Origin of the sequence: Actinomyces oris (genome assembly GCF_001929375.1) — a bacterium.
Taxonomy (GTDB): Bacteria; Actinomycetota; Actinomycetes; order Actinomycetales; family Actinomycetaceae; genus Actinomyces; species Actinomyces oris_B.
The window spans coordinates 11,746-37,775 of the sequence record NZ_MSGO01000010.1 but is presented as its reverse complement, the minus strand read 5'-3'; the positions used below and the strand labels follow the sequence as shown (position 1 = coordinate 37,775).

Genomic DNA, 26,030 nt, shown 5'->3' with positions numbered 1-26,030 from the left:
CACCGAGCACACACGTGAAGCCGGCCCCAAGGGAACTCCATCACGGAGCACTCCCCTTGGGGCCGGGTCGTTTCTCCCCGCGCCGGGACCAGCAGCATCGAACCATGGCGGAAGCTGCGGCAGGGTTGTGTCCTGGCTCGATCTGACATCGGGGTGCGAAACGGTGCACCATTGTCCCTGTGACTCATAGCGACCTCCCTTCCACTCCATCGGGCAGCAGCCATGAACCGAGTCTCGATGCCGATCGGCTCATGCAACAGTCCGGCGTCGTGCTGCACCTGGGGCGGCTCATGCTCGCCGCCGGCGCCGGTTCCTACCGCATCAAGTCCTCCATGGCCAGAGCCGCCTCGGCGGTCGGCCTTGACCGCCACGAGGCGACCGTGACGATGACGGAGATCGTCACCTCCTCTTACGTCGGCAACCGTTTCCGCACCGAGGCCTGCGAGGTGCGTCGTGTCGGTGTCAACGTCGGTCGGTTGGAGGCGCTGCGCCGTATCGTCCACGACCTGCGGGCCCACGAGACCGTCGAGCACCTCGAGGCCAAGCTTGAACAGGTCGAGAAGATGCACGCCCGCTACAACGCCTTCGCCAATGCTGCAGCCTCGGGCGTGGCCTGTGCAGGGTTCTGCTTCCTCAACAAGGGAGGTTGGGTCGAGTGTCTGACGGTGCTCGTCGCGGCATTCCTGGGACAGTTCATTCGCCGGCAGATGCTTGAGCGCCACTACCAGCACTTCTTCACATGGCTTGTCTGCGGAGTCGCGGCCTCCGGCACCTACATGGGAATCGTGACAGCGCTGAACGCTTCTGGCGTGGTGACAGGAAACCACCAGGGCGGCATTATCTCTGCGATCCTCTTCCTCATCCCGGGCTTCCCGATGGTCACCGCCATGCTCGACCTGTTCCGACAGGACTTCTCCTCGGCCCTCTCGCGCAGCGCCTACGTCCTCATGGTCATGGCTGCGGCGGGCGTCGCCGTCTGGACCGTGACCTTCGTCTTCCGCTGGGATGTTGCAGCGGCCAGCGGCACCACTCTTGACGGTCCTCTTCTCTACGTTCTGCGGTGCTTCTGCTCCTTTATCGCCGCCTACGGATTCGCCATGCTGTTCAATGCAGGCGTTAAGGCCAGCATGCTGGCCGCGGTGGTCGGGGCTCTGGCCAATACCGGCAGACTGCTTCTCATTGACGTCTTCCACGTGCCGTGGCAGCTCGCGGTGGGGCTGGCCGCGGTCACGATTGGTCTGCTCGCCCAGCTCTTCGTCTCCCGCGCGTCCCTGTCCCGGGTGGCTCTCTCCGTTCCCGCTGTGGTCATCATGATCCCCGGGGTTCCCTTCTACCGGGCTATCTCTGCGCTCAACACGCTCTCCGTGGACAAGCTCGGTGTCGACGTCGGTGAAGCGGCCACGAACCTGGCTGAGGTCTTCTTCGTCATTACGGCTATCGGCGTCGGTCTCGCCTTGGCGCGCATCATCACGGACCACAACTGGCGCCACGACGTGGCCACCTCCGGGCACATCACGCTGCCTCGCACACACGTTGAGGCGGCGGAGCAGCCTCTGGAGGACTGACGTTCGGTCTGCACGCCCCCAGTTGGACAATGGTGGCCCGCCGCTGACATTCAGCGACGGGCCACCACCGATGATGCGAGACCGGTGAGCCTGCGGTAAGCGGGTCACAGCCCGCCGAGGACCTGCGCGATGAAGATCTTGACGATCATCGCCACGGGATAGACCATTGCGTATCCCAGCGCCACCCGGGGGTCGGCGCCGGTGCGCTCGTTGGCGAAGGCCAGAATCGCCGGCTGGGTCTGGGCGCCACCGATGAGGCCGGACAGGCGAGTGCCACCCATCTTGACGATCCAGCGCATGGAGGCGTAAATCCCCAGTCCCACAATGGTGGTGACGACGAAGCCGGTGACGAAGATCCTCCACCAGTCACCTCCGGTGAACGCGTGCGCGATCTCCCCACCGGCCTTGGTGCCCGCCTGAGCGAGGAAGACCAGGAGCCCGAACTCCGAGAGCACCGCCGTCGCGGTGAAGGGCATGGCGGTCACGAACTTCCCGATGCGGCCAATGCGCCCGAAGATGAGCCCGACCAGGAGTGTTCCGGCTGCCGACCCGATGGAGAAGGTCGCGCCGGTGGGCGTGAGGAACTTCCACTCACCGATGAAGATGCCCAGTGCCATCCCCAGGCCCAGCGCCACCGGGTTGATGGAGGACAGCCCTCGCGAGGAGTCACCGAAGTACGCTGAAATCTCCTTCATGCGTCCGGTCGGGCCGACGACGCGAACCCGGTCTCCCTGCTGCAGCACCAGATCCGGGGTGCCGACCATATCGACGTCGCCGCGGCGCACCCGCGAGATCGTCGCCCCGAAACGGTGGTCGATGTCGAGCTCGCCGATGGTGCGGCCGGCCAGCTTCGGGTCCGAGACCGTGATACGGCGGAAGTCGAGGTACTTGCGATCCTCGATGAGTGAGTGCGAGGAGCCGTGGCCCACCGCCTTGATCGCCTGATTGACGGCGTCCTGGGTGCCGACGACGGTGATGAGATCGTCCTTGTACAGCCGGTCGTCATTCTTCGGTCGGGTGATCGGGCCCTTCTCGCCCCGACGCAGACGAGAGAACCGCAGCTGACCCGAGATGGTCTCAACGATGTTGCCCAGGAGTGGGCCGTCCTCGCGCTCCACCCGGATGGTGCGGTTGATGAGCGGGGAGGGAGTGTCCTTGTCACTGCGCCGGTAGCGCAGCGCCAGCAGACAGAAGAACAGCATCCCGATGACACCGTAGAGGTAGGTGACGGCATAGGCCACGGTGGCGTCACCCGGTCCTGCCTTGTCGCCGGCCATGGCGGCGGCGTTACCGGCTGCGGCCAGAGCGGGCGTGTTCGTCACGGCACCGGCGAAGGCCCCCGCGATCATCGCCGCCTTGAGCCCGAGGAGACGCCCCACGCCCACCGCCGCCAGGGCCGCCACGCCCAGAACGCCCAGGAGGATCGCCAATGGTCCGCCGGCGGTTCGGATGACGTGGAAGAAGTTCGGCCCGGACTGGATGCCGATGGCGAAGGTGAAGATCGCCAGCCCCAGTGTTCCCAGCTCTCGGGGAACCTCGATCGGCGTTGCGGCAGATGTTCCCCAGGCCGCCAACGCGATGCCGCAGAACAGGACGGCCGCTGCACCCAGGCTCACGCCCTTGATCTTGACGTGCCCCAGCAGCATCCCGGCGCCGACCAGGAGGAACAGGACGAGAACCACGTTCTCGGACAAGTGGTGCAGGACGTTGGCATGCGCCACTTTCCAGATCAGCAGGGCGGTACTGCCGATCAGGAGGGCCGCCACCGGGACGCGTATGCTCCTGCGCCTGGCGCGCCAGAGCATCATCCCGGAGCCAACCATGAGCAGGACGATGACAACCGGGTTGTCCAACAGATAGTCCAGGACCATAGCCACGTCGCTAGTGCCGCCTTCCATGTCGCCGCTGAAAGTGACGCAGCGGATGTTTTGTCAGGAGTAACAGGAGCATTGTGACATCTCCGCCTGTGCTGATGGCGTACCAAGGTCCGTGATCCGCGAAGGAGCGGAGAAGCCCCTCACGTGGGGAACCGTCATGCCACCGGGTTCGTGATTCCACGATGTGAGATTGTGGCAGTCTCATTATGACTCTGTACGGAGACTGATCTAACGTTCATTACCCGGCAGGTCGCCGGACAGTAGGCACGGAGAAGGAGAGCGAGTGATGACACACGATGACGCTCCCGCACGTCAGGGCCAACAGGTCATGACAGGCGCCCAGGCTCTGGTGCGCGCGCTGGAGGAGCTAGGCGTCACAGACATCTTCGGGATGCCGGGCGGCGCCATCCTGCCCTTCTATGACCCCCTGCTCGCCTCGACGAAGATCCGCCACGTCCTGGTGCGTCACGAGCAGGGTGCTGGTCATGCGGCCGAGGGCTATGCCATGGTCACCGGTCGCCCCGGGGTGTGCGTCGCCACCTCCGGTCCCGGAGCCACCAACCTCATCACCCCCATCGGTGACGCCCACATGGACTCGGTGCCCATGCTGGCCATCACCGGGCAGGTCGGAAGCCGTGGAATCGGGACGGACGCCTTCCAGGAGGCCGATATCGTCGGTGCCACGATGCCCTTCGTCAAGCACTCCTTCCTCATCACCCGTGCCGAGGACATCGTCCCGCGTGTGGCCGAGGCCTTTCACATCGCCTCCACCGGTCGCCCCGGCCCGGTCCTCATCGACATCTCCAAGGATGCCCAGGAGGGGCCCACCGAGTTCGTGTGGCCCCCGGCCCGAGACCTTCCCGGCTACCGCCTGCCGGGTAAGCCCAACCAGCGGCGCCTGGCTCAGGCCGCCGAGGTGATCTCCGCGGCCGAGCGACCCGTCCTCTACCTCGGCGGCGGCCTGAACCGGGCACAGGTTCCCACTGAGGATCTCACGGAGCTCATCGAGCTCATCGGAGCGCCCTTCGTCACCACTCTGACCGCCCTGGACGTCATGCCCAGTGAGCACCCGCTCAACCTGGGGATGCCCGGTATGCACGGCACCGTGGCCGCTGTCGGGGCGCTGCAGCGGGCCGACCTCATCGTCTGTCTGGGAGCCCGCTTCGACGACCGGGTCACCGGTAGGCCGGACACCTTCGCCACCAAGGCCTCGGTGATCCACGTCGACGTCGACCCCGCCGAGATCTCCAAGATCCGCACCGCCGACGTCCCGATCGTCGGGGACCTGGCCGACGTCGTTCCCGCACTGAGCGCCGAGTTCCGCGACCACGTGGCCGCTGAGGGGCGGGCGGATATCGCACCGTGGCGTGGCGAGGTCGGGCGCATCCAGTCCACCTACCCCACGGACTGGACCGATACCGACGACGGGCTGCTCCAGCCTCAGGAGGTCATCACCCACCTCGACCGGGCCGCCTCTGAGGACACCATCTGGGTCACGGGCGTGGGCCAGCATCAGATGTGGTCGGCCCACTACCTCACCTTCCGTCGCCCCCACACCTGGCTCACCTCAGCCGGCGCCGGCACCATGGGATACGGCCTGCCCGCCGCCATGGGCGCCAAGGAGGCCTGCCCCGACCGGCCGGTGTGGCTCATCGACGGAGACGGCTGCTTCCAGATGACCAACCAGGAGCTGGCCACCTGCACCCTCAACAACATCCCCGTCAAGGTCGCCATCATCAACAACTCCTCGCTGGGCATGGTGCGGCAGTGGCAGACGCTGTTCTACGGGCAGCGCTACTCCAACACCGATCTGCATACCGGTGCCGGAACGGTACGCATCCCCGACTTCGTCACCATGGCCGAGGCCTACGGGGCCGTGGGACTGCGCTGCGAGCGCCTGGAGGACCTGGATGACGTCATCGCCCAGGCCAATGCCATCAACGACCGCCCCGTCGTCGTCGACTTCATCGTCTCCGCGGACGCCCAGGTGTGGCCCATGGTCGCGGCCGGGGTGTCCAACGACGAGATCCAGCACGCCCGCGGCATGAGCCCGGTGTGGGAAGAGGAGTGAGCGCCGTGAGCGAGAAGCACACGCTGTCCGTCCTGGTGGAGAACAAGCCCGGCGTCCTGACCCGGGTCTCGGCGCTGTTCACGCGCCGGGGCTTCAACATCCACTCCCTGGCCGTGGGGCCCACCGAGCACGAGGACATCTCGCGCATCACGGTGATCGCCGACGCCGAGGGACTGGCCATGGAGCAGGTCACCAAACAGCTCAACAAGCTGGTCAACGTCCTCAAGATCGTCGAGCTCGACCCCGACACCTCGGTCGAGCGCGAGCTCTACCTCATCAAGGTGCACGCCGATGACGCCAACCGCACGGCGGTGCTCCAGGTCGTCGACCTGTTCCGCGCGCACGTCGTGGACGTCGCCCCCACGTCGGTGGTCATCGAGACCATCGGCTCAGAATCCAAGGTCAAGGCTCTACTGACGGCTCTCCAGCCGTACGGTGTCAAAGAGATTGTCCAGTCCGGTGCCGTGGCGATCACGCGCGGCCCACGATCCATCACCGATCAACTCAAGGAGAAGTGAGAAGCAATCATGGCAGCTGAGAAGTTCTACGACGACGACGCCGACCTGTCCGTCATCCAGTCCAAGAAGGTCGCCGTCATCGGATACGGTTCCCAGGGGCACGCTCACGCTCTGAACCTGCGCGACTCCGGCGTCGAGGTCGTTGTCGGCCTGCGCGAGGGCTCGGCCTCGGTGGCCAAGGCGCAGGAGGCGGGCCTGCCCGTCAAGCCGATCGCCGAGGCCGTCGCCTGGGCCGACGTCGTCACCGTCCTGGCCCCCGACCAGGTGCAGGCCGCCCTCTACCACGAGGAGATCGAGCCGAACATCAAGGCCGGCTCCGCCCTCCTGTTCTCCCACGGCTTCAACATCCACTTCGGCTACATCAAGCCGTCCGCGGACATCGACGTCGTCATGGTGGCCCCCAAGGGGCCCGGGCACACCGTGCGCCGCGAGTTCGAGTCCGGCCGAGGCGTGCCCGTGCTCGTCTGCGTGGAGCAGGACGCCACCGGCGATGCCTGGGACCTCGTCCTGTCCTACGCCAAGGCCATCGGTGGCACCCGCGCCGGCGCCATCAAGACCACCTTCCGCGAGGAGACCGAGACCGACCTCTTCGGTGAGCAGTCGGTCCTGTGCGGTGGCGTCTCCAAGCTCATCCAGTACGGCTTCGAGACCCTGGTCGAGGCCGGCTACCAGCCTGAGATGGCCTACTTCGAGGTCTGCCACGAGATGAAGCTCATCGTCGACCTCATCAACGAGGGTGGCATCTCCAAGCAGCGCTGGTCCTGCTCCGACACCGCCGAGTACGGCGACTACGTCTCCGGCCCGCGCGTCATCACCCCCGAGGTCAAGGAGCACATGAAGGAGGTCCTCGCCGACATCCAGGACGGTAGCTTCGCCAAGCGCTTCATGGACGACCAGGCCGCCGGCGCTCCGGAGTTCAAGAAGCTCCGCGCCGAGGGCGAGGCGCACCCCATCGAGACCACCGGCCGCGAGGTGCGCTCCATGTTCGCCTGGCGCGCCGACGTCGACAAGGACTACACCGAGGGCTCCGTGGCCCGCTGAGATCCTTTGACAACGGGTGGTGGGTCCGATGACGTCAGGTCATCGGGCCCACCACCCGCTTGTCGTCCGTCGGCACTACTGGGGCGAGGCGATCCGGCGGCGCTGGAGGCGAACGGCGAGGGCCACCAGGGCCATGACCGCGCCCATAAGACCCACGAGCGCAGCGGCGCCGCGTCCTGGTCCGGTGCCGACGACGGCTCTCAGACCGGTGGATGGCGGCTGTCCCGACTCCAGCAGGGGCTGAAGCACCCGGTCGACCAGTACCCCGGAGCACAGGTAGGCCACCAGGTATCCCGTCTGGGTGACCAGACTGATAGTGCCCCAGGTGCGTGCCTGCCGAGTGTTGTCGACCTGCGTGCGCACCAGTACCTCCGCACCTGCCTGGGACAGGGGCAGGCAGGCGAAGGTGAGAAACCCGCAGGCGGCCACCCACCAGGCTCCAGGTCCCAGAGGGACCAGCACCATGGCGACGCCGGTCCCAGCCAGCCCTGCGGCGAGCAGCGTTGTGGGCTGGGCGCTCTTCCAGGCCGTGACCAGGGCCGCGCCCACAAGCATGCCGGTGGCTGCGACGGTCTCGACCACCCCCATCTCGGCGGTGCTCACGATGGGCAGGAGAATCGGCTTGATGAGAACCTGGATGACGCCGATAGCGAGGGTCGCCAGCGTCATGAGAGCCACCAGGGTACGCAGGCCGGGGGAGGCGGCGATGGTCCTCCAACCCGCCAGGACGTCGTGGTCGTCACCGGGCTGGGCCGCTGCGCGTTGCGACGCACCTGCTGCCAGAGCCTGGCGCACTGTCAAGGTGCATCCCACGGTGACCAGGCAGGTGCTGGCGTCCAGCAGGAGGAGGCCCCGGACGCCGACGAGCGGCATGAGGAACCCCGCCGTGGCCGGAGCCAGCAGGTACTTCGCCGCGGATGCCAGCTGAAGCAGTCCGGAGGAGCGTACGTAGTCCTCCTCACTCACCAGGTCAGTGACGCTCGCCCGCAGTGCCGGCTCGGTCAGGGCGGCCAGGCAGGAGGAGAGGACGGCCCCCGTGCAGACCCAGGCCAAGGACGGTCGGGGAGAGGACAGGGCCGCCAGGATGACGCCCAGTCCGAGAATCGAGCCGGCGTCGCCGATGATCATCATGAGGCGGCGGTCGTAGCGGTCTGCGAGGACCCCGGCCAAGGGCGCCAGAAGAACAATGGGGGCGAAGGCGCTCATCTGGACGGCCGCCACCGAGGAGGCCGTTCCGTAGGTGCGCAGTATGACGACGGCCAGGCCGAAGGCGCTCAGCCCCGTTCCCAGCGAGTTGATGAAGGAGCCCAGGACCAGTAGTCCAACGTGCTTCACGGTTCCGCCTTCATCAGGAAGCCGAGGCTGCCGGGCTGGGCGCCCAGGAGCGTCTCGCCGGCCCAGATGAGGCTCTCGCGGCGGCGGGCGAGCTCAGCGGGGCTGGGTTTCATGATGTCGTGGTCCAGGAGGATGCCCGAGGCGCTCAGCAGCAGCTCGACGGCATCGTGAGGACGCTCGGTGGTGAAGGTCCCCTCGCTCACCCCCTGGGTGATGACCTCGGCCAGGACCGGGGTGAGGTGCTCGATCATCGCCGTGATGGACAGCAGGTGGAACTCCGCATTGCCCGGCGCGTGGAACTGGTCGACGAGCTCGGTCTCGGTGTCCACCAGCCTCATCGCGCTCATGATCGCTGCGAGCTTGTCGGCCGCGGGAGCCGATGAGGCGGCGACCTCGCGGGCCTGCTGCTCGACCTGGCGGACGATGCGCAGGACCAGGGCCTTGAGGATCTGCTCCTTGCTGGGGAAGTGGTAGTAGAGCGTCCCCTTGGCGATGCCCACGATCCGCAGGATGTCCTCCATGGTCGTGGGTTGAAAGCCCTTGGTGGTGAACAGGGTGTGGGCGGCGTCGAGAATCTCCTCCCGACGTTGCGCGGCAGGACGGTGGATGCGCGGCATGGCTCCTCCTTGGTGCATCGGCAACAGACTAACCGACCGCTGGTCGAAACGCGAGCGCGCGCTTCCGTGATGCGGACTTCTCGTCTCGCATCCTGATCGTGCCCTATGGTGGCCCCATGACGCAGACCATCAAGCTGGCAGTAATCCCGGGTGACGGCATCGGTCAGGAGGTCGTCCCCGAGGGGCTCAAGGTCCTCGAACGAGCGCTGGAGGGAACCGGAGTCACGGTCCATCCCACTGCCTTCGACCTGGGGGCTGAGCGCTGGCACCGCACCGGCCAGACCCTCACCGATGAGGATCTCGAGGCCATCAAGACCCATGACGCCATCCTGCTGGGCGCCGTCGGCGATCCCTCCGTCCCCTCCGGTGTGCTCGAGCGCGGTCTGCTCCTGCGCCTGCGCTTCGCCCTGGACCACTACGTCAACCTGCGTCCCTCGGTGTACTACCCGGGCGTGCCGACGCCGCTGGCCGATCCCGGTGACATCGACTTCGTCGTGGTGCGCGAGGGCACCGAGGGCCTGTACTGCGGCAACGGCGGCGTCGTGCGCCAGGGGACGGCGCACGAGATCGCCACCGAGGTCAGCGTCAACACGGCCTACGGGGTGGAGCGCCTGGTCCGCTACGCCTTCGCCAAGGCCCGGTCCAGGGCGGCCAAGCACCTGACCCTCGTCCACAAGCACAACGTGCTCGTCCACGCCGGCGACCTGTGGCGGCGCACCGTGGAGGCCGTCGGCGCCGACTACCCCGACGTCACTGTCGACTACTGCCACGTGGACGCCGCCACCATCTACATGGTGACCGACCCGGGCCGCTTCGACGTCATCGTCACCGACAACCTCTTCGGCGACATCCTCACCGATGAGGCCGGCGCCGTCACCGGCGGCATCGGCTTGTCGGCCTCAGGCAACATCAACCCCGAGAGGGCCTTCCCCTCCATGTTCGAGCCCGTCCACGGCTCGGCCCCGGACATCGCCGGTCAGGGCAAGGCTGACCCGACCGCCACGATCAGCGCGGTGGCTCTCATGCTCGACCACCTGGGGCTGCCCGAGGCCGCTGCGAGGGTCGAGGCCGGAGTCGCTGCGGACATGGCGACCCGGCGCGGCGGCGCCCAGCGCTCCACCAGCCAGATCGGTGACGCCATCACCGAGGCGGTGACGGCCGGGGCGGCTGCGTCATCGCATTGAGACCCCGCGGCCCTGTTCGTGTCCGGAGCGCGGCCGTCGTGGAGGCCGCGACGCTGGCCACCAGGGCCGTAGCCATGGCGAGCGACCTGAGCGAGGCGGAGTCCGCCGGCGTCTCGGACCCGGGTGCCCTCGTGGGCCGGCGGGACTGACCCGACAGACCGCCCACGGCGACGCCGCGAAGAACGGCGTCCCACGCCGCCTCGTCGAAGGCCCCCCGCTGGCAGACCTGCGTCACCGACAGGGCCGCGCCGTCGGCCGACCACACCCCGCGAAGGTCCTCCCCGCGACCCGGGAGCCGCTGATACTGGCGCTGAAGGACGTGGTGATGCCGACGTAGGGCCCGAAGCGGTTCGTCGCCGTGAGCTCCTCCTGGCCGGTTTGCCGGTAGTCCGGGTAGGTCCCCGTCAAGGAGTCGGACCAGCGCTCGGACAGGGCGCGGTCATCGCCGCCGGAGACGACCAGCGCCGGTGCGCTGATCACCTCGGCGCTCACCTGACATCCAGAAGTGCGCGAGGTGTAGGAGCGCGACCAGGATGCCTCTGGGAGTGACGCGGTCGCGCCGGGCCGGTGGGGCCGACGGTCCTGTGCGGGGTGCTCGTGGCGGCGGTCGAGGCGGTGTGCACTGACCGACGGGCGCTGAACGGAGCTCATGGCCGGAACCTAGCCCCGTACCCGCCAGCCAGCATATGGGAAGGTCGTGTCCGAGTTGTGGCCTCGGCGGTAGGGTGTGCCTATGCCCGAGACAGACGCCAGCTCAACCGACTTCGCATCCACCACCTTGGCTCGTGCCGCCGAGGTTCCCGTCCCGCAGGCCGATGACCTCGCCGGTCGATTCTCCCTGACCGCCAACCCCTCACCCGTCACCGAGGACGAGCGGGCAGCAGTCCTGAGGAGTCTCCACTTCGGTGACGCCTTCACCGACCACATGGCTCACGCCCGCTGGAGGCAGGGGGAGGGGTGGGGCGACTACGGCGTCATTCCCCACGCCAACCTCAGCCTGTCCCCGGCCGCCGCAGTGCTCCACTACAGCCAGGAGATCTTCGAGGGCATCAAGGCCTACCGGCACGAGGACGGATCGGTGTGGACCTTCCGCCCCCGCTACAACGCGGCGCGCCTCAACGCCTCCGCCCGGCGCATGGCTCTGCCCGAGCTGGCTGAGGAGGACTTCGTGGCCTCCCTGGTGGATCTGGTGCGTGCCGACGCCGCCTGGGTGCCCTCAGGCGAGGGCGAGTCCCTCTACCTGCGCCCCTTCGCCTTCGCCTCCGAGGCCTTCCTGGGCGTGCGTCCCTCCACCGTGGTCGACTACTACGTCATCGCCTCTCCCTCCGGCTCCTACTTCCCCCACGGCCTGGAGCCCGTCTCCATCTGGGTGACCACCGAGTACCACCGCGCCGGGCGCGGAGGGACGGGGGCGGCCAAGACTGGGGGCAACTACGCCTCCTCCCTGCTTCCCCAGCGGGAGGCCTACGCGCAGGGCTGCGACCAGGTCTGCTTCCTCGACGACGTCTCGCAGAAGAACATCGAGGAGCTCGGCGGCATGAACATCATGGTCGTCGACGCTGACGGGACCGTGCGCACACCGCGCCTGACCGGGACGATCCTCGAGGGCTCCACCCGCAGCGCCATCATCCGCCTGCTGCGCGACTCCGGGCGGAGCGTCGTGGAGGACACCATCAGTCTCCAGGGGCTGCTCACAGACATCGAGTCGGGGCGGGTCAGTGAGGTCTTCGCCTGCGGAACCGCCGCCGTCGTCGTGCCTCTGGGGCATCTCAAGGGCGAGGGCTTCGACGCCCGCATCGAGGGCAGTGAGGTCACCCGGCAGATCCACGACCGGCTCACCGCCATTCAGTCCGGCCGCGCCGAGGACCCCTACGGGTGGATGTACCAGCTCGTACCCCCTGGGGCCGAAACGACCTCGACGCGCAGCGCACGCAGCGCTTGACGCCGCCCCGGACGAGGATGGAGCATCGCCCTCCTCGGTGTCCTGGCCGGCCCGCAACGCCGGGCGCATCCTGGAGGCGGTGGAAGGAGGGACCTCGCCGACCGTGGCGGTGCTCGGCCGGACCTTCAAGGCCGACGCCGACGATCTGCGCCAGTCGCCCGCGCTCGCCATCACCGAGCACGTGGCCGCCGCAGCATGAACCGGGCCGGCCGTGTCCGAGGAATGATCGATGTCAGCGGGCACCCGAGTGTCGAGGAGCTCATGGTGGCGGCCGACATCCTGGTCTCGGACTACTCGAGCATCTTCTTCGACTTCGCTCTGACCGGGAAGCCGGCAGCGACCTATATGCCCGACCTGGCCTACCACCGCGACGTCGAGAGGGGACTGTACGGTGACCGGCCCTCGAATCGGGGCTGCCTATCGCCGTCGACCACGACGGGCTCGCCTCCCACCTGCAGCGGATCCTCGGCGATATCGACGCCGCCGAGGGGGCTGCACTCCGTCGGAGGCGGATCCTGCACCGATCCTGGACAACCTCACGTGGATCCGTGAATGGATTACTCGTTTCTTGGGCTGATAGGCGACAGGAAGAGCGGATGAGTCATATCTCTTAAAAGATTGAAAGAAGAATTGTGACGAGAACGTGAGGGGTTCAGGGAGGGGGTAGGTCTCTCTGTGAGGGTTGGCGGCGAACATCGTGTGTTTCGGTGGCATATCGGTATGGCATCGATTCTGTGACATCTTCAATATCGGTTCGGAAGGTGGGGAATACTCACGATGGTTTGTCCGGAGTGTTGTCGCGGGCGAGCCTCGAACGTCCAACCAGGAAGTGGCCCCATGAAGCGTGTGATTACTTATGGCACATATGATCTGCTCCACTATGGTCATATTGCGTTGCTGAAGCGTGCGCGAGCGCTTGGAGACTTTCTGATGGTGGCGCTGTCCAGTGATGAGTTCAATGCTGGAAAGGGTAAGCGGGCGTACTTCTCCTATGAGGAGCGCAAGGCGATGCTCGAGGCCATCCGGTATGTCGACCTCGTAGTGCCTGAGCTGACCTGGGGGCAGAAGGCTGAGGATATTGCCAGATACGGTATCGATGTCTTCGTCATGGGGGACGACTGGAGCGGCGAGTTCGATGATCAGCTCGAAGGACTGTGTGAGGTCGTCTACCTTCCTCGGACTCCAGAGGTCTCTACGACTCAAATCAGGAGTGATATGCACCTGAGCTGAGCGGCGCATTTTGAGGTGGGATGTCGCGTGGGCTGAAGCGGGCCTCCGAGCTGGAAACCGGATCGACTCCCTGGGACCGTCTGGGCGCGCCCGCGAGCTGGGCCTTGAGATCGACTGGGTCACCGCCGAGACCAGCACTCCCTTAGGTGGCTGCTACAACCTCATGCTCTCGCGAGTCGAGGCCGACTACGCCCGTGCCGAGGTCGTGGGCAAGCACGCCCACTACCTGCACCTGACGGGCCCGGACCTGACGGTGCTGCGCTTCGCCGACTGGGAGCACCGCTATACGACTTTCGTCTCTTGACCGACCCTGGTGGCTCGGGCGTACCAGGCGCGCGAGCTCACTTTTCCCGAGACGACCATCGGGGAGGACACCGGTTTCCTCAGTGACTGCGCACGTACTGGGACCCGTATCTATTCCTCCTCCCGATTCGGCTTCGTCCAACGGCGAGGGACGACTTTCGGACACACCTGGGACATCTCCAACGCGGAGGTGCTGGCTACGTCCACCATTAGTCATTGGGGACCGCCCCACGAAATGGAGATGCCCACCTCATGAACACCCGCAGCACCGAGACCGTGCACGTCATCATCATCGGTTCCGCAGGTGGTCAGGACACACTCGACTCTCTTCACCAGGACTCGCCTGAAGGCGGGATCGCCCCCATCGGCTGCCCCGATCCGACGGGGCTGGATCAGGTCCTGCGCCCTCTGGCCCCAGGGGCCCGGGTCCTGCTCCTCAAGGCAGGAGATCGGGTCGAGCCGGGCTATCTCACCTCATTGGCTCAGCACGGCACCGGCAACGCCGTCGTCCTCACCCCGACCGTGACCATCCGCCCCGACGGCACCCGCGACGAGCGGCTGCAGTGGCGCTTCAAGCACGGCAGCCGCACCGCCGACCTGACCGTCGAGCCCCACATCTTCCCCGACACCCTCAGCGGAGCGGTGCTCACCATCCCCCGCCACGGCCTGCAGGACTGGGGTGGAGCGGGACCCCTCCACGGCGTGGGCGGTGCCGTCGGCGCTGAGGGCACCGCCGCTGATGACGAGGACACCGCCCTGAGCGGGCTCATCGCCCACATCGTGGCCACCGGCAACCGGGTGGGTCTCCACGACGGCCCGGCCGTCATCCGCCGTGCCCCCAAGCCCCCCGGCCCCTGGGGAAGGATCGCCCACTACCGCCACCTGCTGGGCACGGTGCTGTCGGCGTGGCTGGAGGCCGGAAGCCCCCCACCGGCCTGGGTCCACCAGCTCGTCATCCACCGCCTCATCCAGGTCACCGACGCCGACCGCGGACTGCGCTACCCCTCGGCCGGGCTCACGGCCGCCGAGCGCGCCGAGGTGGCCCAGCTTCTACGCGCCCTCACCCGGCGCGTCCCCGCCTCCCAGATCGAGGCGTACTGCTCCACACCGCTGGCCGTGGGCCGTCGCACCGCCCTGGTCGCCATGGCCGCCGGCCCCATGCCCGCCCCGATCCTGCCCTCGGGACGCAGGTTCCGCAACGACCACAAGGCCACCTACTTCTACACCGGAGACATGCCCCAGGAGCAGTGGAAGGTGGATGGCGCCTGGGCCCAGCCCACCAGCGCCAAGACGGTCGATCACCGCTACTTCGATGACGTGGTGCTCCACGAGCGCATCGTCTGGCTGCCCAGGGGCCAGATCACCGCCGTCATCAACGCTCAGGAGCTCCCCGTGGCCCCCTACCGGGGCGACCCCAGGCCGCCTGAGACGCCTCCGGGTCGAGGGCGCCCGGTAGCGGCCTCATCCGGGCTGCGCCGGCGCCTGGCCCGCCTCCTCACTCACGGCGGGGAGCAGGAGAACCAGCGGGCCGGCGGCACGTCACCGGCCCCGCAGGCTTCCTCCGCGACCTCCTCCGCGGTCTCCGCGGCGCCCTCGCCGTACACCGCCTCGTCCCCTTCCGACTGGCCTCGCACCTGGCTCTACATGGACCGCCACGACAGCGCCGGCGACAACGCCGAGCCGCTGTACCGCTACGCCCGCACCCACGCTCCCAGCGTCCGGCACATCTTCGTCATCGAGCGCAGCTGTCCGGACTGGGAGCGCCTCGCACAGGACGGCTTCGTCCTGCTGGACCCGACCGGCCCCGGATTCGACGCCGCCTGGAGTGGTGCCGAGACCATCCTCCTGTCCGACATCGGCGACCCACTCATCGCCGGTCGCCTCACCGGTGCGGGCGTCGGCCCCGACCAGCGCCTCGTCTTCCTCCAGCACGGTGTGACCATGCGCGACATGTGGCGCTGGTTCAACGGCGCCCGCCTGGACGTCGTCGTGTGCGCCACCGCCGCCGAGCAGGCCGGGCTGACGGCCGACCACACCTCCTACACCCTCACCGACCGAGAGGTCTGGCGCACCGGCTTCCCACGCCACGACCACCTCTACAGCCTTCTGGGACGTGAGCGCGACAGCATCCTGCTGGCCCCCACCTGGGACCCGGAGGTCTCACGGGCCCTGGAGCGCGACCCCGACGCCGTCGGTCTCCTCAGCTCGCTCTACCGGCCCTGGCTCGAGCTGGCCGCGGGCCTGACCCAGGCCGGTCACCGCACCGTCCTGTTCGCCCATCCCAGGCTGGTGCTGCACGCACCCGAGTGGTTCAGGGCCCTGGGCGTGCCCGCCGTCACCGGCCGCGAGCTGCCTAAGACCCTGGTCCGCTCCTGGGCGGTCGTCTCGGACCGCTCCTCCGTCCTCGACGAGGGCATGATCGCCGGCTGTGTCGGCATCGTCTGGGACCCCCGCGCACGGCCGGACACGGACCGCTACCGCGCCCGTCACGAGGCCATCGGAGCCATCGGCGCCGACACCAGCGCGCAGGTGCATCAGGCGGTGGAGGACGTCGTCGCCGGCCGGGTCACCGCCCCCGAGGACCTCCTCCTGCTCGACGCCGGAGCCTGCGCCCGCCTCACTGCGCTGCTCCGACGCGACGTGATCTGATGCAGGCCCCGGCGCCGAGGGGGCCACGGCTGGCTCAGACGCGTCCGGCCAGGATGATGAGCGTGCCCGGGCTGTTGCGGCGCCGTCGCTGAAGCGAGTCGATCCGTACGAGCCCGTTGACTCGAGAGCTCCTTCGAAATCTGCCCGTCGGGGCTCAGAGCGCCGGGGCTAGGCTGCGCGGTGCCAGAGCGATCTCCAGCTCGTCGGCGACCCATGAGTACAGGGAGGCGGTGTAGTGGAAGGGGGAGGCTCCCCAGCCGTGCGCGTCGTCGGCCACCACGAGCTCATCGGGAACCTGGAGAATCCGCAGGTCGGTCTCCTGGTAGACGAGGTCGATGTAGCGGGTCATGACCCAGTTGGCCTCCGTGGCCGTCTGTCCCCAGCTCGGGACGGTTGGCATGCCCGAGGTGGTCCTCGTCGCCCAGGGAACGTTGATGAGGATCGTCTTGCTCGCCAGGTCGAGCCGCTCCAGGAGACTGTGGAAATGCAGCAGGGCAGGCCGCCACAGATGCAGGTGCTCCGCCGTCCCCAGCTCGAGGAACCTGACGGGAAGCCCCTCGTAGAGGCCGGCCGTCAGCGCTTCGGTCGAACGCGTCAGGAACGCCCCGGGGGCCGTCTCCAGGACGCCGAGACGCTCGTCGGTCAGGTCCCACAGCAGGAGATCGGTGTACGAGGCGACAGCCGTCAGCTGCGCCTCCAGATTGCCCACCATGTCGGACAGGAAGGACCGACGGGCGAAGGACGATCTCAGCAGGGACAGATCGAGATCGCCGACGTCGGCCGGGCGCCCCGCACTGATGAGGGACTGTCGGGCGATGTAACGCTCCACGCTCCATCCCCGCTGCTCCATCTCACGTGCCGTGTCCCTGGCCACACAAGAGCCGTAGACCGTGATTCGTCCCGCTGTCATGGTGCTTTCCTCACTGCGCATGGTCATACTCCTTGAGCGTGTCGGTAGGGCGGCGTGCGGCTCTCCGAACGTTGGATCCGCATTTCTGCCGGTTTCCACCTCTCCCGGCACGTGGCCAGAATCGTGGCTATCAGGAGCGTGCGCGGATGAAGAACTCGATGCGTTGATAAGCGCGTCCTGACGAGGGTCGCCAGGAAGAGCCATAGCGCCCAGGAGGCGATGTCGCGGCTCACTGCCGAGAAATCGGACGGGAGGCCGGGTGCTGAAGCTGCCACGGAGGGGACGCTTGAGGTGGTACGGGAGGGGGTGGCAAGGGGGTGGGCGGGAGCTACTGCGACCACTGGTGACCTCCGGTCTTCTGGGGCGGGAAAGGCCTGGGGCGCGGCCTTCTTTACTCGCTTTCTTATAACGGTAGTTGTGTCGCAGGGTCGGAAAAGCGATAGTTGCCATGATTGGCTGGTCTGCAATCAGACTGTGATCTTCGGGGCTTATCGTGATGGCGCCGAAACCGCTCGTAATCGTTGCTATACCGCGGAATGCGGGGGTTCTGTCACATGATGGCCTCAGCTTGTGGTGACCCGGGTCGAGGGGTGGGGCGGCGGTTTCGCGCATTCATTGGGTTAAGCGATAGTGGGTGACGGCCGACATAGTCGAAAACCTGCTTCAGAGGGGTAACAAAGGATTCTTGGGGGGTGTCTAGCCCCTAGACTTAGTGTCGAGCGCGTTCAACCGTCATACGCGCAACCAATGACAACATCATCGATTCTTGTGTGATTCATACAAAAATCGATGGGCTCGACCCGCGAGGACAATCTCAATGAAACGCATCATCACCTACGGCTCCTTCGACCTGCTCCACTACGGGCACATCGAGCTGCTGCGCCGGGCCAAGGCTATGGGTGACTATCTCATTGTCGCTCTGTCGACCGATGAGTTCAGCGCCTCCAAGGGGAAGCACACCTACTTCTCCTATGAGCAGCGCAAGGCGATGCTTGAGGCCATCCGCTATGTCGACATGGTTGTTCCCGAGCGGACCTGGGGACAGAAGAGCCGGGACATCGACGAGTACGGCGTCGATGTCTTCGTCATCGGCGATGACTGGATCGGGACCTTCGACGAGCAGCTCGAAGGCCGCTGCGAGATCGCCTACCTCCCGCGGACCCCGGAGATCGGCTCCTCCGATTGGGTGCGACTGTGCTGCCAGGGGCAGGAGGCTGCCCGGGAGGCTCTTGTGCGGTGAGATCCCTCAGACGTGACGATTGTGGCCGGGGCCGAAGTAGACGTCGTCGAGCGTGGCCGTCTGCAGGGAGCGCTGACGCAGGATGTCGATGATCTGACCGTAGACGTGAGTGACGGTTGGGAAGTTCGCGTGACCGATGACGATGTGCTGCGCAAGCAGCCACTTCTGCGCCTCGCCGAGAAGGACCTCCGGCGTGATCTGTCCGGAGTCTCCGAAGGAGCCGTACCACATGGTCGTGGTCGTGTATCCGGCCTTGGCGCAGACCGAGTCGGTGTAAGAGCTGCGGCCGCCGTAGGGGGGCCGGATGAAGGGAGTCCCTGTGACGCCGTAGGTGTTGCGCAGCAGGTTCTCGCACTGGGTGATCTCGTCGATGATCTCACCCTCCGACAGCGTCGTCAGGTCGGGGTGCGTCCAGGTGTGGTTCGCCAGCTGAATCTGCCCCGACTCCACCATGGGCTTCATCTTGTCCCGGTTGTCGGTCCAGCTCGGATAGCAGCCGGTGACGAAGAAGGTCAGGCGGACTCCTGAGTCCTTGGCGAAGTCCAGGAAGGCGTTTACGACTGAGGAGTCGACGCCGTCGTCGATGGTGATGGCCACGACATTGCCGACGTTCTCCGGCAGGCCCGTGATAAGTGAGTCCGCCGGACTGGGGGCGGGCAGTGGCGGTGGACCGTCCTGAAGGTGGAGCGGGCTGAGGGAGGGGGTCGGTGAGGGCGTGGGTGAGGGGGACGCCGAGGCCAGGGGCGAGCCCTGGGCGGGGGATGAGGCCGGTGAGGTGGAATGGGCTGCCGGCCGTGCGGTGTTGCAGGCGCTGAGGCAGCCTGCGGTTCCGGCGGCCAGGGCGAGCAGGAAGTCGCGGCGTTGCATGGGAGGGACTTTCTCGAAGGTGGGTTGTCAAGCGTCGAGCACCCGCTCCGCCGGCAGGGCGCCGGAGTGAGCGAACTGCTTTGTTGATTGGAGTGCAGGAAAACGGTTGAAGCCTTCGCTGTCCGCAGCATGCCTGCGGGAGGCAGCAGCGTCACTTGCCGCCTAGAAGGGGACGACCCATCATCAGCGGGGTGGCTGACGGGGTTTGAACCCGCGACCTCCTGGACCACAACCAGGCGCTCTGCCGACTGAGCTACAGCCACCATGTACGGTATCACCGCAACGAATCGGTACTGTATCCGCTCATCTCCCCGCACACCAAACTGGACTCGGTGCACTACGTCACGTCGTCGGGCGTGCTGAGGGTGTCGTCGCCCCGCTCACCTGGTGGGTGAGCTGAGGATCCGCTCAGCCGCGTCCTTGCACTCCTGGGAGCTGGGGCCCTCCCCGTTGGGGAACAGGACCTCGCGGTAGTAGCGCAGCTCGTCGATGGACTCCAGGATGTCTGCCAGCGCGCGGTGCCCGCCGGCCTTCTTCGGCGCGTGGAAGAAGGTCCTGGGGTACCAGCGCTTGGCCAGCTCCTTGAGGGAGGAGACGTCCACGATCCGGTAGTGGAGGTGCTTGATGAGGTCGGGCATGTCGCGGGCCAGGAACGCCTTGTCCGTGCCCACGGAGTTTCCCGCGAGCTGGGCGGTGCGGGGCTCGGGCACCAGGGAGGTGACATAGTCCAGGACCGTGGTGCGGGCGGTCTCCATGGTCACTGCGTCCTCCAGGGCGGCAAGGAGGCCCGAGGAGGTGTGCATGTTTCGCACATAGTCGTCCATCTGCTCCAGCGCTGCGGCGGGAGGCTTGATGAGCACATCGATTCCGGCCGCCAGGGGCTTGAGCTCATAGTCGGTGACGACGACGGCCACCTCGATGAGCGCGTCGGCGCTCTGGTCCAGGCCCGTCATCTCACAGTCGATCCACACCAGTGGGTCAGAGGTTGTCATCTGCTTGCTCACGGGAGCCACTGTAGTCATTTCGTCGGGCTTCAGGTCCGTGGACCCTCCCATGAGGGGCGGTGAGATTCGAGGTACGATTCACGGCCGTCTCCTGGCAGAGCAGTCCGGTGGTGCGAAGATCGCGATAAGGTCTTCATGAAGCCTGACCGCACTTGAGCAACCCGGAGCACTGATGTCCCAAAGCCCCGACCCCCGTCACCTCGGAAGCTCCTACATCATGGAGACCCGGATCGGTGCGGGTGCCCAGGGGGAGGTCTGGCGCGGTCGGCGTACTGACGCCCGTGAGATCTTGGCCTTCAAGGTTCTGCGTGCGGACCTGGTGGAGAATCCCGACGTCGTGGAACGCTTCATCAAGGAGCGCTCCACCCTGCTGCGGGTGCGCAGCCCCTATGTCGTCGCCATTCGCGACGTCGTCATCGAGGGCTCCACATTCGCGATCGTCATGGACTACGTCAACGGCGGCGACCTGCGAGAGCTGCTGAGGGCTCACGGCTGCCTGCCGCCCGCGCAGGTGGCCTCCCTGGGGACGCGTATCGCTCAAGGACTGTCCGCGGTTCATCAGGCCGGTGTGATCCACCGGGACATCAAGCCCGCCAACGTCCTGCTCAGCTCCCGTCCCAGCAGGGGCGGTGACCCGGCTGAGACGGTTGCCGTCGGTGTCGCCCCGGGCGGGCAGATGCCCGAGACCGTTGTCCCCCGACTGGCGGACTTCGGGGTGGCGCGCATCTGCGACACCTTCTCGGCCTCCCACCTCACGGGGGCCATCGGTACGCCGCTGTACATGGCGCCGGAGATCCTGTCGATGCAGGCTCCGACCTCCGCCGCCGACATCTACTCACTGGGCATCATGCTCTACGAGATGACGTGTGGGACGACGCCGTTCGTGGGGGAACCCGCCCAGCTGCTCAGCCAGCACGCCCGACGTGACGCGGGTCGGCCTGTGGGAGTGCCCGACCCGCTGTGGGAGCTCATCGCCTCGATGATCTCCAAGCAGCCCGACATGCGTCCGTCCATTGAGGATGTCGCCCAGCGTCTGGACCTCATGCAGTCGGCGCTGGCGGGTCTGCCGGCCGCACCGCGGCTCGCGTCGCCGCCGCAGTCAACGGCCTCACTGGTCCCCTACGACTGGGACGCACTTCCTCCTGCAGCTCCCGCAGCGCCGCCGGCGACGCTCCCGAGTCCCTCGGCGACCTCGGCCACGATGGCCTTCGCCCCGGAGGCGCCGACACTGGTGGGTGGGCAGCAGTCCGCCCCCGGCCCCGGGCAGGGGCCTCTCAGCCCGGGAACGGCGGGGACCGCCGGCTTCGCGGCTCCTGCGATGTCGACCAACCCCGGTGTCTCCAACCCCTCTGCGCCCGCTTTCTCCAGTCAACCGGGTTCGCAGTACTCGGCGGCCGCGACGGTCGGGCCGCAGGTCGGCGCACGTCGGCGGTGGTGGCGCCGTCGGTGGGTGGCTGTGGCCGCCGTGGTCACCGTCCTGGCAGTGGTAGGGGCGAGCGCGACCTGGTGGTACTTCTTCTCCGGGCAGGAGGTCGGCAACAGGTGGGCGGCGGCTCTGCCCGCCGGCAACAGTGTCCGAGAGGACCTGCGCTACTCGAAGGTCTCCGAACCCGTCATGTCTGCAGATGGGACCACGATGGCCTTCCAAAGTGATGGCAAGACGCACCTCGTGGATCTCACGAAGAGCACGACGACGCCGGTGTGGAACGGTGAGTGCTACAAGGCCCGCCCCTGGGCCGGTGGCTCGATGCTCTGCACCAAGACCAGTGACGAGTCCACGGTCATCGGGGCTGCGGGCAAGACCTCTCAGGTGCCTTTCTCCAAGGGCTCCTTCTACATCGGCGCGACGCCGGACCTCGGCATGGTGTCCGACAAGGGGGAGAGCTCCGACGGAGGCCCCATGAAGGGGTACGACGCATCCGGTAAGGAGAAGTGGCGGGCTTCCGGACAGTACAAGGGCGGTCGGGTCGCTAACGGCTTCATCCTCACCTACGAGATCAAGTCGCGACAGTTCCAGGTGCTGTCGGCCAAGACCGGTGAGGTCCTCGTCTCGGAGCCGGGCAAGCAGCCGGACTCGGACTTCGATGAGGACACTCGATTCCCCGGCGGATTCAATATCGAGTCCGGGCCGGAGGCCTTCTCCCGAGTGACGTCCTCGGGCGCCACGATCTACAAGGCCAACGGCAGCGAGGCGGCAACCGTCTCGGGGAAGTTCTCGGAGAAGCACTGGTGGGCCGCGTCAGTGCCACTGAATGCCTCGTCACTGAAGGGCGCTTACTCCTCCTTGGCCAAGGCATCGTCCTCGACCACCCCGGTCATCGGTCTCAGCGGCACGGTCGACGTCGTCGTCGACAAGAGCGCTTGCGAGGCCAAGGCCGGTGGCAAGAAGCTCGAGCTGCCTGAGTTCTCGCAGAGCGAGGGGTGTCACATCAGGCCCATTGGGCTGCTCCGCGACGGACAGGTGCTGGTCGAGGTCGGGGAGTACAGCTTCGTGGCCAGTGATCCTGGAAATCTTGTCGTCGCCGTATCGCCGGATACGGGCAAGGTCGGCTGGAAGGTCCCCGGCGCTTATGGCGGCACCGTCGTTCCCGCCAAGGACCAGAGCGACGCCCGCCTCCTGGTCGCACAAGGATCCTCCTTCACCTTCGACCTGGTGGTCTCCCGCATCATCAGCAAGTAGGAGCACCTGCGAAACGCGGCGCCGGGGTGCCGACCAGCTCTGTGGTCGGCACCCCGGCGCTCATACTCGGGAGGGCTCGAAAGGGGGTCAGCGACGCCCTCGGCGAGACAGCGCGACGTAGCACACCACCATGCAGGCCAGGCCGATGGCTGAGAGCAGACCGTAGTTCGTCAGCCACTGCGCGGTCTCGTGCTTCCACAGCGCGTCGTCGCGGTTGGGCAGGATGGCGAGCATATCCAGGGTGGAGGAGGCCATCGCGTAGCCCCACCGCGATGGCATGAACCAGGCGAGCTGCTCGAAGACCGCCCGTCCCGAGATCGGGATGATGCCGCCGGACAGGACCAGCTGGGCCATGATGGAGACGACCAGGACCGGCATGACCTGCTCGGAGGAGGAGACCATCGCGGAGACGGCCAGTCCCAGGAGTCCGGAGACGAAGGCAACGGCCCAGCAGCAGAAGGCCAGCTCCAGTCCCGGCCACCCCTCCAGGATGACGGCATCGGTGGGGCCCTTGTTGAGGGCCAGGGCGATGCCCATCATCAGCGCGGTCTGAATGGTGGTGATGAGCGCCAGGATGGTCGCCTTGGAGAACAGGTAGGCGCCGGATCTCAGGCCAACCGCCTTCTCCCGCAGGAAGACGTCCCGCTCCCCGATGAGATCGCGGATGGTCGCCGACATCCCGGAGAAGGCCGCCCCGGTGATGAGGATGACCAACAGCTGCAGGGCCTGGCTGGAGTACCTGATGATCGGGGGAGTGGGGTTCTCCGGCGTCGGGGGAGTGGGCTCCGGGTAGTGGGGGACCGCGAAGCCGTCGCTGCCCTCGATCGCCTTGGTCAGCAGTCCCATGATGATGGGGAGCAGCAGCATGAAGGCGAGGTAGGACGGGTCCGCCGCCACGATCCGCAGCTGGCGCCGCACGAGGGTCGAGACCTGCCGGAGCACGGACTGCTGCTTGGGCGGCTTCTCCTGCGTCGCCGGTCCCGCGGCCGCGGCGGGAGCCCCTCCGCGTCGCGTCGAGGGCACCGTGGCCTCCATGTACTGACGCAGCTCCGCGGTGTGGTTGCGGATGAGGGCGTAGACATCGGCGTAGCCGTCCACGGCGGGCGGGTCGGGCAGGGTGCCCTTCGGGGTGTTGAGCAGCAGGCGGCCCTGAGAGGCGATCTCGTTGAGCCTCTGGCGGAAGTAGGGGAGCACCTCGCGGGGGGAGCCGTAGTAGACGGGCTTGCCGCCCGCTGCGAGGATGAGGACCTTGTCCGCGCGGTCGATGTGGTTCTCGTTGTGGGTGACGACGACGACTGTGCGGCCGCTGTCGCCAGGACGTGTCCCGTGAGCCAGGGATGCCAGCAGGTCCATGACGTCACGGTCCAGCTGGGGGTCCAGACCGGAGGTGGGTTCGTCGAGGAACAGGAGGCTGGGGCGTGTCAGCAGCTCGATGGCGGTGGAGACCCGCTTGCGCTGTCCTCCGGAGAGCTTCTTGATCCGCTTGTCCACATGCGCGGTCAGGTCGAGGTCCTCCAGGACCTCGGCGATGCGCTGGCGCCGTTCGGCCTTGGACACGTCCTTGGCGAAGCGCAGCTCAGCGGCGTACTCGAGGGTCTTGCGGACAGTGAGGGCTGAGTGAATGACGTCGCTCTGGGGGACCACGCCGATCTTGTTGCGCATGACCGGGTAGTGCTCGTACACGTCCAGCCCGTTGAAGAGCACCTGGCCCTCCTGAGCCTTCTGCTCACCGGTGAGGGCCTTGAGCAGTGTCGACTTCCCGGCTCCCGACGGGCCGACGACGGCCAGCAGCTCGTTGCCCGGCAGGGAGAAGGAGATGCCGTCGAGCAGTGTCATGTTGCCGTTGTTGACGCGGAAGGTCAGGTCCTTACCCACCAGCTCGCCGCCGGCTCCGCCTGCGACCTGGACCTCGCACAGACCGTCCGGGCTCAGGGCGATGAAGGTGGATCCCAGACCCATCAGCACGGGCTGGGTGACCTGGACCTGTGACACGCGCTGCCCGGCGACGTAGAGGCCGTTGGTGGAGCCCAGGTCGGTGACGACCATGCCGTTGGGGGAGACGTCGATACGGGCATGGTGCTTGGAGATGAGCGGGTCGTCCAGGACCAGGGTGTTGTCGGGCGCGCGCCCGATGGTGCCCGAGGAGGTGACGCGGAAGGACTTGAGCGTGTGCCGCGAGGTGGGGAAGGCGCCCGAGCCCGCTGAGCTCGATGAGGGCGGCGCCTGGCGACCCGGGGATGCCACGTAGGTGGCTGCTGAGGACGCCGATGCCATGGCCCGGGGCATGGGCGCGGCCTGCGCCGAGAGGGCTGCGGCCGGGGATGGGCTGGCAGGGCGCTGAAGGAGGGGGGCGGCCTGTGGGGCGGAGGCCGCACTCGGCTGCGAGGGGATGAAGGGAGCGCTCGGCGCGGATGGCATGGGCTGTCCCATCGGCTGGGACTGGACGGGGGCACCGGCCTGAGGAGCTCCGCCAGAGACGACCGGAGTGAGCCCCAGCGCAGGCCCGGAGGCGTCCCCCAGCTGGATGCGAGTGCCCTGAGTCACGAGCGCCTCGCGCGTCACGGCCCCGTTGACGAGCATGCCGTTGCGTCCCTGGCAGCTCACCGCCCACCCGGTCGGGGTGGGGGTCACCTGGAGGTGGGTGCGGGAGACGAGGGGGTGGACGATCTGAACATCGCTGTCCGGTGAGCGCCCCACGGTGAAAGGAGCGGTGAAGGTGTGGGGCTCCAATGATGCCTGGGCAGAGAGGGAGCGCACGATGAGTGCGGGAGTGGGCAAGGCGCGGTCCTTCCGGAGGGGCGGGATGGGGCTCCGGCCACGATACTGGTGTTTCGGCGTCGTCGCTAAGAGTGAGGACTTCCCGGCGTGAGGTTGGCTACAAGTGGGCAGTGCCGCAGGGCCGGGTGGGGCCCTCCAACATGTCGATCAAACCGGTCACAGGGTTGTTGCATTGCTGTCACGGTTGCATTGCGGCTCGGGTGGTGAACGGTGTCAGAC

The 26,030-nt window shown here is 67.1% G+C and carries 21 protein-coding genes and 1 tRNA gene; 13 read left to right on the top strand and 9 right to left on the bottom strand.

The features are described 5' to 3' along the window. The first annotated feature begins 251 nt into the window (after positions 1 to 251). Positions 252 to 1,565: a threonine/serine ThrE exporter family protein gene (locus tag BKH32_RS03360; protein WP_178384539.1), complete on the top strand. Its 1,314-nt coding sequence runs from the start codon at positions 252 to 254 to the stop codon at positions 1,563 to 1,565. A gap of 104 nt (positions 1,566 to 1,669) precedes the next feature. Here BKH32_RS03360 and BKH32_RS03355 read toward each other — a convergent pair whose 3' ends face one another. Continuing rightward, entirely contained in the window at positions 1,670 to 3,436 is a 1,767-nt protein-coding gene (locus BKH32_RS03355; protein ID WP_252862957.1) for an aspartate:alanine exchanger family transporter, read from the bottom strand. Between the two features lie 292 nt (positions 3,437 to 3,728). On the opposite strand from BKH32_RS03355, the gene BKH32_RS03350 reads away from it, so the two are divergent. The 3 genes from BKH32_RS03350 to ilvC are packed head-to-tail and all read left to right on the top strand — an operon-like array spanning position 3,729 to position 7,072. Continuing rightward, entirely contained in the window at positions 3,729 to 5,513 is a 1,785-nt protein-coding gene (locus tag BKH32_RS03350) for an acetolactate synthase large subunit (RefSeq protein WP_075248623.1), read from the top strand. Positions 5,514 to 5,518: 5 nt separating this feature from the next. Further along, positions 5,519 to 6,031 (top strand): acetolactate synthase small subunit, encoded by a 513-nt coding sequence (ilvN, locus tag BKH32_RS03345; RefSeq protein ID WP_003784785.1) that lies wholly within the window; start codon positions 5,519 to 5,521, stop codon positions 6,029 to 6,031. A 9-nt stretch (positions 6,032 to 6,040) separates the two neighbouring features. Then, entirely contained in the window at positions 6,041 to 7,072 is a 1,032-nt protein-coding gene (gene ilvC, locus BKH32_RS03340) for a ketol-acid reductoisomerase (RefSeq protein WP_075248622.1), read from the top strand. 75 nt (positions 7,073 to 7,147) lie between these two features. Here ilvC and BKH32_RS03335 read toward each other — a convergent pair whose 3' ends face one another. Together BKH32_RS03335 and BKH32_RS03330 are read right to left on the bottom strand one after the other, a co-directional pair. Continuing rightward, the gene (locus BKH32_RS03335; RefSeq protein ID WP_075248621.1) at positions 7,148 to 8,407 is read right to left on the bottom strand and encodes an MFS transporter; all 1,260 of its coding nucleotides are present in this window, start codon (positions 8,405 to 8,407) and stop codon (positions 7,148 to 7,150) included. Continuing rightward, positions 8,404 to 9,024, bottom strand: a complete 621-nt coding sequence (locus BKH32_RS03330) for a TetR/AcrR family transcriptional regulator (RefSeq protein WP_075248620.1) — start codon at positions 9,022 to 9,024, stop codon at positions 8,404 to 8,406. The genes BKH32_RS03335 and BKH32_RS03330 overlap by 4 nt, the downstream gene beginning before the upstream one ends. Positions 9,025 to 9,140: 116 nt before the next feature. On the opposite strand from BKH32_RS03330, the gene BKH32_RS03325 reads away from it, so the two are divergent. Then, a complete protein-coding gene (locus BKH32_RS03325) occupies positions 9,141 to 10,208 on the top strand; it encodes a 3-isopropylmalate dehydrogenase (protein ID WP_075248619.1) in 1,068 nt (355 codons plus the stop codon). A 231-nt stretch (positions 10,209 to 10,439) separates the two neighbouring features. Here BKH32_RS03325 and BKH32_RS13865 read toward each other — a convergent pair whose 3' ends face one another. Next, a complete protein-coding gene (locus BKH32_RS13865) occupies positions 10,440 to 10,700 on the bottom strand; it encodes a hypothetical protein (RefSeq protein WP_178384537.1) in 261 nt (86 codons plus the stop codon). A gap of 241 nt (positions 10,701 to 10,941) precedes the next feature. On the opposite strand from BKH32_RS13865, the gene BKH32_RS03315 reads away from it, so the two are divergent. From BKH32_RS03315 to BKH32_RS03295, 6 genes are all read left to right on the top strand, one after another. Beyond that, on the top strand, positions 10,942 to 12,150 hold the full coding sequence (locus tag BKH32_RS03315) for a branched-chain amino acid aminotransferase (RefSeq protein ID WP_075248618.1): 1,209 nt from the start codon (positions 10,942 to 10,944) through the stop codon (positions 12,148 to 12,150). A gap of 37 nt (positions 12,151 to 12,187) precedes the next feature. Further along, positions 12,188 to 12,349, top strand: a complete 162-nt coding sequence (locus BKH32_RS13485) for a hypothetical protein (protein ID WP_252862958.1) — start codon at positions 12,188 to 12,190, stop codon at positions 12,347 to 12,349. 23 nt (positions 12,350 to 12,372) lie between these two features. Continuing rightward, positions 12,373 to 12,702 (top strand): CDP-glycerol glycerophosphotransferase family protein, encoded by a 330-nt coding sequence (locus BKH32_RS03310; RefSeq protein ID WP_252862955.1) that lies wholly within the window; start codon positions 12,373 to 12,375, stop codon positions 12,700 to 12,702. Between the two features lie 285 nt (positions 12,703 to 12,987). After that, positions 12,988 to 13,380, top strand: a complete 393-nt coding sequence (gene tagD / locus BKH32_RS03305; RefSeq protein ID WP_075248617.1) for a glycerol-3-phosphate cytidylyltransferase — start codon at positions 12,988 to 12,990, stop codon at positions 13,378 to 13,380. Between the two features lie 10 nt (positions 13,381 to 13,390). Further along, on the top strand, positions 13,391 to 13,684 hold the full coding sequence (locus BKH32_RS14255; protein ID WP_256690663.1) for a hypothetical protein: 294 nt from the start codon (positions 13,391 to 13,393) through the stop codon (positions 13,682 to 13,684). Between the two features lie 251 nt (positions 13,685 to 13,935). Then, complete coding sequence (locus BKH32_RS03295; RefSeq protein ID WP_075248616.1) at positions 13,936 to 16,332, top strand: hypothetical protein; 2,397 nt, start codon at positions 13,936 to 13,938, stop codon at positions 16,330 to 16,332. Positions 16,333 to 16,486: 154 nt separating this feature from the next. Here BKH32_RS03295 and BKH32_RS03290 read toward each other — a convergent pair whose 3' ends face one another. Next, positions 16,487 to 17,263, bottom strand: coding sequence for a DUF6270 domain-containing protein (locus tag BKH32_RS03290; RefSeq protein WP_075248615.1), 777 nt, complete (start codon positions 17,261 to 17,263; stop codon positions 16,487 to 16,489). A gap of 796 nt (positions 17,264 to 18,059) precedes the next feature. Here BKH32_RS03290 and tagD (BKH32_RS03280) point away from each other — a divergent pair. Further along, the gene (tagD, locus tag BKH32_RS03280; protein ID WP_075248614.1) at positions 18,060 to 18,482 is read left to right on the top strand and encodes a glycerol-3-phosphate cytidylyltransferase; all 423 of its coding nucleotides are present in this window, start codon (positions 18,060 to 18,062) and stop codon (positions 18,480 to 18,482) included. Between the two features lie 6 nt (positions 18,483 to 18,488). Here tagD (BKH32_RS03280) and BKH32_RS03275 read toward each other — a convergent pair whose 3' ends face one another. The 3 genes from BKH32_RS03275 to orn all read right to left on the bottom strand — a co-directional run bounded on the left by BKH32_RS03275 (position 18,489) and on the right by orn (position 20,341). Further along, complete coding sequence (locus BKH32_RS03275; RefSeq protein ID WP_075248613.1) at positions 18,489 to 19,349, bottom strand: polysaccharide deacetylase family protein; 861 nt, start codon at positions 19,347 to 19,349, stop codon at positions 18,489 to 18,491. Positions 19,350 to 19,539: 190 nt separating this feature from the next. Continuing rightward, positions 19,540 to 19,612: transfer RNA gene (locus BKH32_RS03270), tRNA-His, on the bottom strand. A 117-nt stretch (positions 19,613 to 19,729) separates the two neighbouring features. After that, positions 19,730 to 20,341 (bottom strand): oligoribonuclease, encoded by a 612-nt coding sequence (gene orn, locus BKH32_RS03265; RefSeq protein WP_075248626.1) that lies wholly within the window; start codon positions 20,339 to 20,341, stop codon positions 19,730 to 19,732. Between the two features lie 184 nt (positions 20,342 to 20,525). Here orn and BKH32_RS03260 point away from each other — a divergent pair, with 184 nt between their 5' ends. Continuing rightward, on the top strand, positions 20,526 to 23,033 hold the full coding sequence (locus BKH32_RS03260; protein WP_075248612.1) for a serine/threonine-protein kinase: 2,508 nt from the start codon (positions 20,526 to 20,528) through the stop codon (positions 23,031 to 23,033). Between the two features lie 87 nt (positions 23,034 to 23,120). On the opposite strand, the gene BKH32_RS03255 is transcribed toward BKH32_RS03260, so the two are convergent. Beyond that, positions 23,121 to 25,811 (bottom strand): ATP-binding cassette domain-containing protein, encoded by a 2,691-nt coding sequence (locus tag BKH32_RS03255; RefSeq protein WP_075248611.1) that lies wholly within the window; start codon positions 25,809 to 25,811, stop codon positions 23,121 to 23,123. Positions 25,812 to 26,030 lie beyond the last annotated feature (219 nt).